Genomic DNA, 8,841 nt, shown 5'->3' with positions numbered 1-8,841 from the left:
AACTGAATCAAGCGTTTTGGTATATGAATCTAATTGAAGCTGTACGGTGCTTAAATGCACAAGACGCCAACTGTATGAGTGAGTCCAAGACAAGCTCTGTTGCTAACCTAACTTGTAAGGGTTAACGACTGTTTGGGGTTGTATAGTCAAGTAATTAAGTGCATGTGGTGGATGCCTTGGCAGTCAGAGGCGATGAAAGACGTAATAGCCTGCGATAAGCTCCGGGGAGGCGGCAAATATCCTGTGATCCGGAGATTTCTGAATGGGGAAACCCACTTACCATAAGGTAGGTATCATAAACTGAATACATAGGTTTATGAGGCGAACGAGGGGAAGTGAAACATCTCAGTACCCTTAGGAAAAGAAATCAATTGAGATTCCCTCAGTAGCGGCGAGCGAACGGGGAACAGCCCATTAAGTCATATAAGTTCTAGTGGAATGCTCTGGGAAGTGCAACCATAGTGGGTGATAGTCCTGTACACGAAAGGGCTTATATGATGATGTCGAGTAGGGCGAGGCACGTGAAACCTTGTCTGAATATGGGGGGACCATCCTCCAAGGCTAAATACTCCTGACTGACCGATAGTGAACCAGTACCGTGAGGGAAAGGCGAAAAGAACCCCTGTGAGGGGAGTGAAATAGATCCTGAAACCGCATGCATACAAGCAGTGGGAGCCGACTTGTTCGGTGACTGCGTACCTTTTGTATAATGGGTCAGCGACTTATATTCAGTAGCGAGGTTAACCGTATAGGGGAGCCGTAGAGAAATCGAGTCTTAATAGGGCGTTTAGTTGCTGGGTATAGACCCGAAACCGGGTGATCTATCCATGAGCAGGTTGAAGGTTGGGTAACACTAACTGGAGGACCGAACCCACTGTCGTTGAAAAGCCAGGGGATGACTTGTGGATAGGGGTGAAAGGCTAATCAAACTCGGTGATAGCTGGTTCTCCCCGAAAGCTATTTAGGTAGCGCCTCGGACGAATACCATTGGGGGTAGAGCACTGTTTCGGCTAGGGGGTCATCCCGACTTACCAAACCGATGCAAACTCCGAATACCAATGAGTACTATCCGGGAGACAGACTGCGGGTGCTAACGTCCGTAGTCAAGAGGAAAACAATCCAGACCGCCAGCTAAGGCCCCAAAATTATAGTTAAGTGGGAAACGATGTGGGAAGGCATAGACAGCTAGGAGGTTGGCTTAGAAGCAGCCACCCTTTAAAGAAAGCGTAATAGCTCACTAGTCGAGTCGGCCTGCGCGGAAGATGTAACGGGGCTAAAACTATATGCCGAAGCTGCGGATTTGCAATTTATTGCAAGTGGTAGGGGAGCGTTCTGTAAGCCGATGAAGGTGTGTTGAGAAGCATGCTGGAGGTATCAGAAGTGCGAATGCTGACGTGAGTAACGACAATGCGAGTGAAAAACTCGCACGCTGAAAGACCAAGGGTTCCAGTCCAACGTTAATCGGGGCTGGGTGAGTCGACCCCTAAGGCGAGGCCGAGAGGCGTAGTCGATGGGAAATTGGTTAATATTCCAATACTTCAGTGTAATGCGATGAGAGGACGGAGAAGGTTAAGTCAGCCTGGCGTTGGTTGTCCAGGTGGAAGGAAGTAGGCATGCATCTTAGGCAAATCCGGGGTGCTCTATGCTGAGATCTGATAGCAAGCTAGTTTACTAGCGAAGTGGCTGATACCATACTTCCAGGAAAAGTCTCTAAGCTTCAGTTACACTGGAATCGTACCCGAAACCGACACAGGTGGTCAGGTCGAGTAGACCAAAGCGCTTGAGAGAACTCTGCTGAAGGAACTAGGCAAAATGGTACCGTAACTTCGGGAGAAGGTACGCTGTTGACGGTGATGGAACTTGCTTCCTGAGCTATTGACAGCCACAGAAACCAGGCCCCTGCAACTGTTTATTAAAAACATAGCACTCTGCAAACACGAAAGTGGACGTATAGGGTGTGATGCCTGCCCGGTGCTGGAAGGTTAATTGATGGGGTTAGCGTAAGCGAAGCTCTTGATCGAAGCCCCAGTAAACGGCGGCCGTAACTATAACGGTCCTAAGGTAGCGAAATTCCTTGTCGGGTAAGTTCCGACCTGCACGAATGGCATAATGATGGGGGCGCTGTCTCCAGCAGAGACTCAGTGAAATCGAATTCGCCGTGAAGATGCGGTGTACCCGCGGCTAGACGGAAAGACCCCGTGAACCTTTACTGCAGCTTGACATTGAACTTTGATCTTACTTGTGTAGGATAGGTGGGAGGCTTTGAAACCGAGACGCTAGTTTCGGTGGAGCCAATCTTGAAATACCACCCTGGTAATATTGAGGTTCTAACTCTGCTCCATAATCTGGAGCGAGGACCATGTCTGGTGGGTAGTTTGACTGGGGCGGTCTCCTCCTAAAGAGTAACGGAGGAGTACGAAGGTGCGCTCAGCGTGGTCGGAAATCACGCGTAGAGTATAAAGGCAAAAGCGCGCTTAACTGCGAGACCCACAAGTCGAGCAGGTACGAAAGTAGGTCTTAGTGATCCGGTGGTTCTGTATGGAAGGGCCATCGCTCAACGGATAAAAGGTACTCTGGGGATAACAGGCTGATACCGCCCAAGAGTTCATATCGACGGCGGTGTTTGGCACCTCGATGTCGGCTCATCTCATCCTGGGGCTGAAGCAGGTCCCAAGGGTATGGCTGTTCGCCATTTAAAGAGGTACGCGAGCTGGGTTTAGAACGTCGTGAGACAGTTCGGTCCCTATCTACCGTGGGCGTTGGAAATTTGAGAGGATCTGCTCCTAGTACGAGAGGACCAGAGTGGACGAACCTCTGGTGTACCGGTTGTGACGCCAGTCGCATCGCCGGGTAGCTATGTTCGGAAGGGATAACCGCTGAAAGCATCTAAGCGGGAAGCCTACCTCAAGATAAGATTTCCCTAGGAATTTATTCCTCTAAAGAGCCGTTGAAGACTACGACGTTGATAGGTTGGATGTGGAAGCATAGTGATATGTGAAGCTGACCAATACTAATTGCTCGTGAGGCTTGACTATACAACACCCAAACAGTTGTTGTATAAAGCTGAAATCGATTCAAAACCAAACAGTCAATACTGACTGATCTTGATTCAGAATACGCTAGAACTTATACTTTAACTCAAATAATCTGTTAATGAATTCTATTTGGTACGAAGTAAGGCATACATCATTTGATGTAAATAAGACCCGAATAAGTCCATAAACAGTTGTGCTGGCGACAATAGCAAGAGTGAACCACCTGATCCCTTCCCGAACTCAGAAGTGAAACCTCTTAGCGCTGATGGTAGTGTGGGGTTACCCATGTGAGAGTAAGTCATCGCCAGCTCATTAATTCAAAACACCCCCTTAGCTTAATGCCTAAGGGGGTGTTTTTTTTATGGGTAATGGGAAGAAAAAGTACTAACGGAAAAGTAATAAATCCCGAGTAGATCGGGATTTATGAGTTAGTCTGTATAGTGTGAATCAGCTAAAATAATATCTTCATTGCATTTTTTAAGGAAAAAAAGAGCTTGCCCCAATAAAATATCCTTATTGGCTAATGCAACCATAATCATAGGGAAGTTTTTATTTGGAATTGCATTTAAAATGGCTTTGCCATTTTCAGCATCTAAAGTGATACTTTGACATCCATTTAAATTAATTTCATGTAAAAATGCAGAAATCATAGCAACTATTGAGCTACTTACAGCAGCAAGTTTACTAGAATTATAAATATTCTTGTTATGTACAGAACTAATTTCAAAGCCATCTGCTGTACATAAAAGGATATAATCTATGCCTTTTACATTAAGTAATACATCTGAAATTGCACGATGTGATGAGTGAATTAGAGAGTCCGGTGGCTTTCGTGAGTGGTTAAGCATGCTTTGTGTGACCTGAGAGGCTGAGAGAGATTTCAGACTGGCTTAAAAGCGTGTCTATGAGTAAAAGTATATCCTCTGATTTGCGTGCATCTATAAAGTAAAGTGGATAAATTTGCTCATGTTGGGCAATCCACTCTCTATATTGGGAGGTATGTGTTGTTGATTTTTCATCTACATGTGTTATTGCAAAAACTAGATTCTTATTGGTTTTTGAAAATGTTTCATAATAAAAATTAATATCTTGTAAAGGATGTTCTGCGCTATGGTCAATGAGAATAATTGTACCTAATGCACCTTGGCTGATTGTAGACCAAATAAAATCAAAGCGTTCTTGTCCAGGGGTCCCGTATAGTCCGACTTTTACACCATCATCGAGTGTAATTTCTCCATAGTCGATACCGACAGTGGTGAACATTTTATTATGACGCTCTTGATCCGTATTCATTGCTTCTGTAGAAAATACAGGTATGTCTGAGAGTGATTGTATGGCTGCTGATTTCCCTGCACCCATTGAGCCTGCAAAGATAATTTTATGTGGATGTAAAATCAAAATTGGTCCTTATATTCTTAGTTTTTTTCGAATTTTGCTAAAAAAACTGAGTAAAGTCATATCTGTATTTTCTTTATCATTGAGTTTGAAGTTAGCTTGATTCTCATGAATAACGTCAACTAGATTGCATGCAAGAGCAATATAAATAAACTTAGAAATAAGTTCTGGCTGAAGATTTAAATGCTTTGCAATGAGTTTGATGTTGGCACCATACTGTAAACATGATGCTATTTTTAACGTTTCTTTAGGAATATTTTTATTGAGTTGTGGCCAAAATTTTAATTTGTAATATATTGATTGATTTAAGATTGGTGGGTTTTCAATGGTTGACCAAAGGTAGTGCCATAACCATAGGCTTAAGTCATATTTCTTTTTTTGTTGTCTTAAATTTACAGCTTGATTGAAGTCTAGTATTTCAATATTAAGCTTTTTAATGGGAGAAAATTCAAAATTTTCTTGAACCCATATTTCATGCATTTTTTTATCAATAATAAAACTTTGTTCATGATTAATATAACACTGGAAAAAGTTTGAATTATTTGACTCAAAAATTATATTAAATTTCTCAAGAAAATTAATATCTTCTTTAAAGTTAAAATGAGTATTAATTTTTAATTTAATATTGGCTTGAATCCATTTTTTGAGATTATTTATATCTGAAAATGGTAGAAATAAATGGTTATTTTCTATTATATTCTCTTTATTTTTATCATGTTGGATAGTGATAATTGGAATATTTTTGGTTTTAATTGTATGAGCAGCAGGAGACTCTATAAAAGATTGATTTAAAATAACGAAATTTAATTCAGGATTGGCAATGTTTGTCCATATAATCTTAAATTGTGCATTCACTGCATCATGGAATAATGATTTAAGTTGATTGGTCGTATTTAAGCTTAAACCAACAATTGCAACATAAATATTATTTACCATAAAATTGCTTATCATCTCATTTATATTTAGCCACCTCCTCAAATGAAGAGGTGGTTTTGTTGATTAAGAAAAATCTAATTCTTTTTCAAAAGCTTTTAACTCATGACGAGCCATTGCTAAATTTGATTTTGAACGGTCTAAAACTAGATATAAAAATAAAGATTCGTTTGAAACTAATGGGCGAATTAAGTGATATTGTTTGCCTAATGTAATTAAAATATCTTCAATTGAATCTTCTAAATTTAAAGCAGCTGCAACTTTACGTTTTGCACGTAAAACTTCAGTATTACCTGCTGCGGCATATTCAAGATCGATAGAACCATTGCCTTGAGTTGCCAATGCAAGACCACTTTCGCTATCTACTAATGCAGCTACAACAAAACCGTCAATATCTGTTAAATTATCTAATGAAACTTTAGCCATTTTTTACCCCATAAAAAAATATAAAAGGTTTATTTTTTAAATTAAACCTAGCTTTATAGTCTACTATTTTATGAAGTTGATCTAATCAAAAATAGTAATAAAGTATTAATATTCATTTGTTTAAACAATTTTAATAATTATATTTTATATTATTGTATATATTTGTGAGTATTACTTAAATGATTTATTATAGCTTCTTTAATGTGATGTAATTCATATTCTATTTATTTATATTTAATTAATAGAGATAATTTTATAATAGAAAGCTTATTAAAAAATAATGAATAGAAATATTTTGTTTGAATTTTAATCAAACATATTGAATTTAATTCATGGTAAAATGATCGACTTTCATCTTTGATCTATTTTAGATCTCCTCTCATCTGCCAGCCGAGAATTGCTAGCCATGTCTACTGCTTATACCATGCAGACAGCGCCCACAGCGTTGTTTGATTACGACAAATATTGGGCGTCATGTTTTGACCCTGCGCCATTTTTGCCGATGTCACGCGAAGAAATGGATCAACTCGGTTGGGACAGTTGTGACTTTATTTTAGTATGTGGTGATGCGTATATCGATCACCCATCATTCTGTTCAGGGATTATTGGTCGTACTTTAGAAGCGCAAGGCTTCCGTGTCGGCATTATTGCACAGCCAGATTGGACCAATGTGGATGCGTTCCGCGTATTGGGTAAACCAAATATTGCTTGGGGTGTTACGGCAGGTAATATGGATTCAATGATCAACCGTTATACGGCTGACCGTAAAATCCGTTCAGATGATGCTTATTCTCCAGATAATGTACCGAATAAACGTCCAGACCGTGCAGCAACGGTATATTGCCAACGTGTGCGCGAAGCTTATCCAGATGTGCCAGTCTTATTAGGTGGTATTGAAGCATCGCTACGTCGTATTGCGCATTATGATTATTGGTCAGACAAAGTGCGTCGCTCGGTATTGATGGATTCAAAAGCCGATTTATTGATGTATGGTAACGGCGAGCGTTCAATCACTGAAATTATGCACCGTTTAGCACGTGGCGAAAAAATTACAGATATTACAGATGTGCGTGGTACAGCATTTATTGTTAATAAACATAACCGTGCATCTAAAGCGAAATTTGTTGAAATTGCATCTAATGATGTTGATACCGTGGGTCGAGTTGATCCGATTATCAATCCGTATGTGATGACCGAAGATTTAGAAGGCTGTGAAATTGAAAAAGACAAAGATAGTCTGACGCAATATCAAGGTTTTCAAAAAGAGCCTGTGGCGAATCCAATTGTCCGTGAAGGCGATCATTTGGATGAGAATACTCAGATTGTACAGTTACAGCCATCATCTAAAGCGATTAAACATAAATTACCGCCACGTGAACTTGCAGTGATTCGTTTACCTGCTTATGAAGAAGTAGCGCAAGATCCTGTTTTATATGCACATGCTAACCGTATTTTGCATTTGGAAACCAATCCAGGTAATGCACGTGCTATGGTACAAAAACATGGCGAGCGTGATGTCTGGCTGAATGCTCCACCAATTCCGTTAACTACGGAAGAGATGGATTATGTGTTTGATTTGCCATATGCACGTCTGCCACATCCATCGTACGGTGAAGCACGTTTCCCTGCCTTTGACATGATTAAGTTCTCTGTGAACATCATGCGTGGTTGTTTTGGTGGTTGTACTTTCTGTTCAATCACAGAACACGAAGGGCGAATTATTCAGAACCGTTCTGAAGAATCAATTTTACGTGAAGTGGAAAAGATTCGTGATACTGCACCGGGCTTTACCGGCATTATCTCGGATTTAGGTGGCCCTACAGCCAACATGTACCGTTTAGCATGTAAAGATCCTGAAATTGAGAAAAACTGCCGTAAACCATCATGTGTATTCCCGGGTGTATGTCAAAACTTACATACCGATCATGCACCGTTAACGCAGTTATATCGTAAAGCGCGTTCGTTAAAAGGTATTAAAAAGATTCTGATTGGTTCGGGTTTACGTTATGACTTAGCGGTATTGAACCCTGAATATGTCAAAGAATTAGTAACACATCATGTCGGTGGTTACCTGAAGATTGCGCCTGAGCATACTGAAAAAGGTCCACTCAATAAAATGATGAAGCCGGGTATTGGTACTTACGACCGCTTCAAGCAAATGTTTGACCGCTTCAGTAAAGAAGCAGGTAAAGAACAATACCTTATTCCTTACTTTATTGCGGCGCATCCGGGTACGACCGATTACGACATGATGAACCTTGCAATTTGGTTGAAAAAGAATGGTTTCCGTGCCGATCAGGTACAAACCTTCTATCCTTCACCAATGGCAACAGCAACCACGATGTATTACACAGGTAAAAACCCGCTTGCAAAAGTGGCACGTTATACCGAACAAGTGGATATTGTGAAAGGTGAAAAGCGTCGTCGTTTACATAAAGCATTCTTGCGTTATCATGATCCTAATAACTGGCCTATGCTTCGTGAAGCCTTAAAAGAAATGGGGCGTCAGGACTTAATTGGGAACTCTAAACAGCATTTGATTCCGACGTATCAACCTGCGGGAACAGAAGGTCAATATCAATCTGCACGTAAGAAAAATTCGACTGTTGCAGGTGATTCTGCAAAACGTACGGGTGAACAAGGTAATCGTGGTAAAGCTGCACAATCACGTCCTTCCAATACCAAAAAACGTCCTGAACGTGGTCAGATTCTAACGCAACATACAGGTTTACCTCCGCGTGAAACGGGTGATGCGAAAAAGCCTTTTGGTGGTTCGAAGCCAAAAGGAAAATCTAAGCCTAAATCAAAAGCGTAGTAAATAAATAAAAAGGACTCAAAAGAGTCCTTTTTTATTTATGCTTATTTCATCGGAAATTTATAGGAAATATTGGATAAAAGTTGATCTAAAAATAAGTTTTAAGCTACATTATGAGAAGTTGATTATCAGATATTGGCTGTTTTGATTTAAATGATCAGTAAGGAAATTTGATCAGTTAATTATAGTAATTTTAATGTGATTTTTTAATTAATCAAAATGAAATAAATTTATTAA

The 8,841-nt window shown here is 40.1% G+C and carries 5 protein-coding genes and 2 rRNA genes; 3 read left to right on the top strand and 4 right to left on the bottom strand.

Translation table 11 applies throughout. From position 1 onward, the window contains the following. Nucleotides 1–144 precede the first annotated feature (144 nt). Together AC5YDH_RS07510 and rrf are read left to right on the top strand one after the other, a co-directional pair. A 23S ribosomal RNA gene (locus AC5YDH_RS07510) occupies nt 145–3,035 on the top strand. Between the two features lie 195 nt (nt 3,036–3,230). Next, nucleotides 3,231–3,345, top strand: a 5S ribosomal RNA gene (gene rrf, locus AC5YDH_RS07505). Between the two features lie 118 nt (nt 3,346–3,463). Here rrf and AC5YDH_RS07500 read toward each other — a convergent pair. From AC5YDH_RS07500 to AC5YDH_RS07485, 4 genes are all read right to left on the bottom strand, one after another. Further along, complete coding sequence (locus tag AC5YDH_RS07500; RefSeq protein WP_496118191.1) at nt 3,464–3,883, bottom strand: roadblock/LC7 domain-containing protein; 420 nt, start codon at nt 3,881–3,883, stop codon at nt 3,464–3,466. Then, nucleotides 3,876–4,433, bottom strand: coding sequence for a GTP-binding protein (locus AC5YDH_RS07495; RefSeq protein ID WP_496118189.1), 558 nt, complete (start codon nt 4,431–4,433; stop codon nt 3,876–3,878). The genes AC5YDH_RS07500 and AC5YDH_RS07495 overlap by 8 nt, the downstream gene beginning before the upstream one ends. Nucleotides 4,434–4,442: 9 nt before the next feature. Beyond that, entirely contained in the window at nt 4,443–5,366 is a 924-nt protein-coding gene (locus AC5YDH_RS07490; RefSeq protein WP_496118187.1) for a hypothetical protein, read from the bottom strand. Between the two features lie 63 nt (nt 5,367–5,429). After that, entirely contained in the window at nt 5,430–5,789 is a 360-nt protein-coding gene (locus tag AC5YDH_RS07485) for a roadblock/LC7 domain-containing protein (RefSeq protein WP_496118185.1), read from the bottom strand. 406 nt (nt 5,790–6,195) lie between these two features. Here AC5YDH_RS07485 and AC5YDH_RS07480 point away from each other — a divergent pair, with 406 nt between their 5' ends. Next, complete coding sequence (locus tag AC5YDH_RS07480) at nt 6,196–8,604, top strand: YgiQ family radical SAM protein (RefSeq protein ID WP_496118183.1); 2,409 nt, start codon at nt 6,196–6,198, stop codon at nt 8,602–8,604. Nucleotides 8,605–8,841 lie beyond the last annotated feature (237 nt).

Source organism: Acinetobacter sp. FY683, from assembly GCF_059515885.1.
Note: the sequence above shows the minus strand (reverse complement) of the source record. Positions and strands in the feature narration are given on the sequence as shown.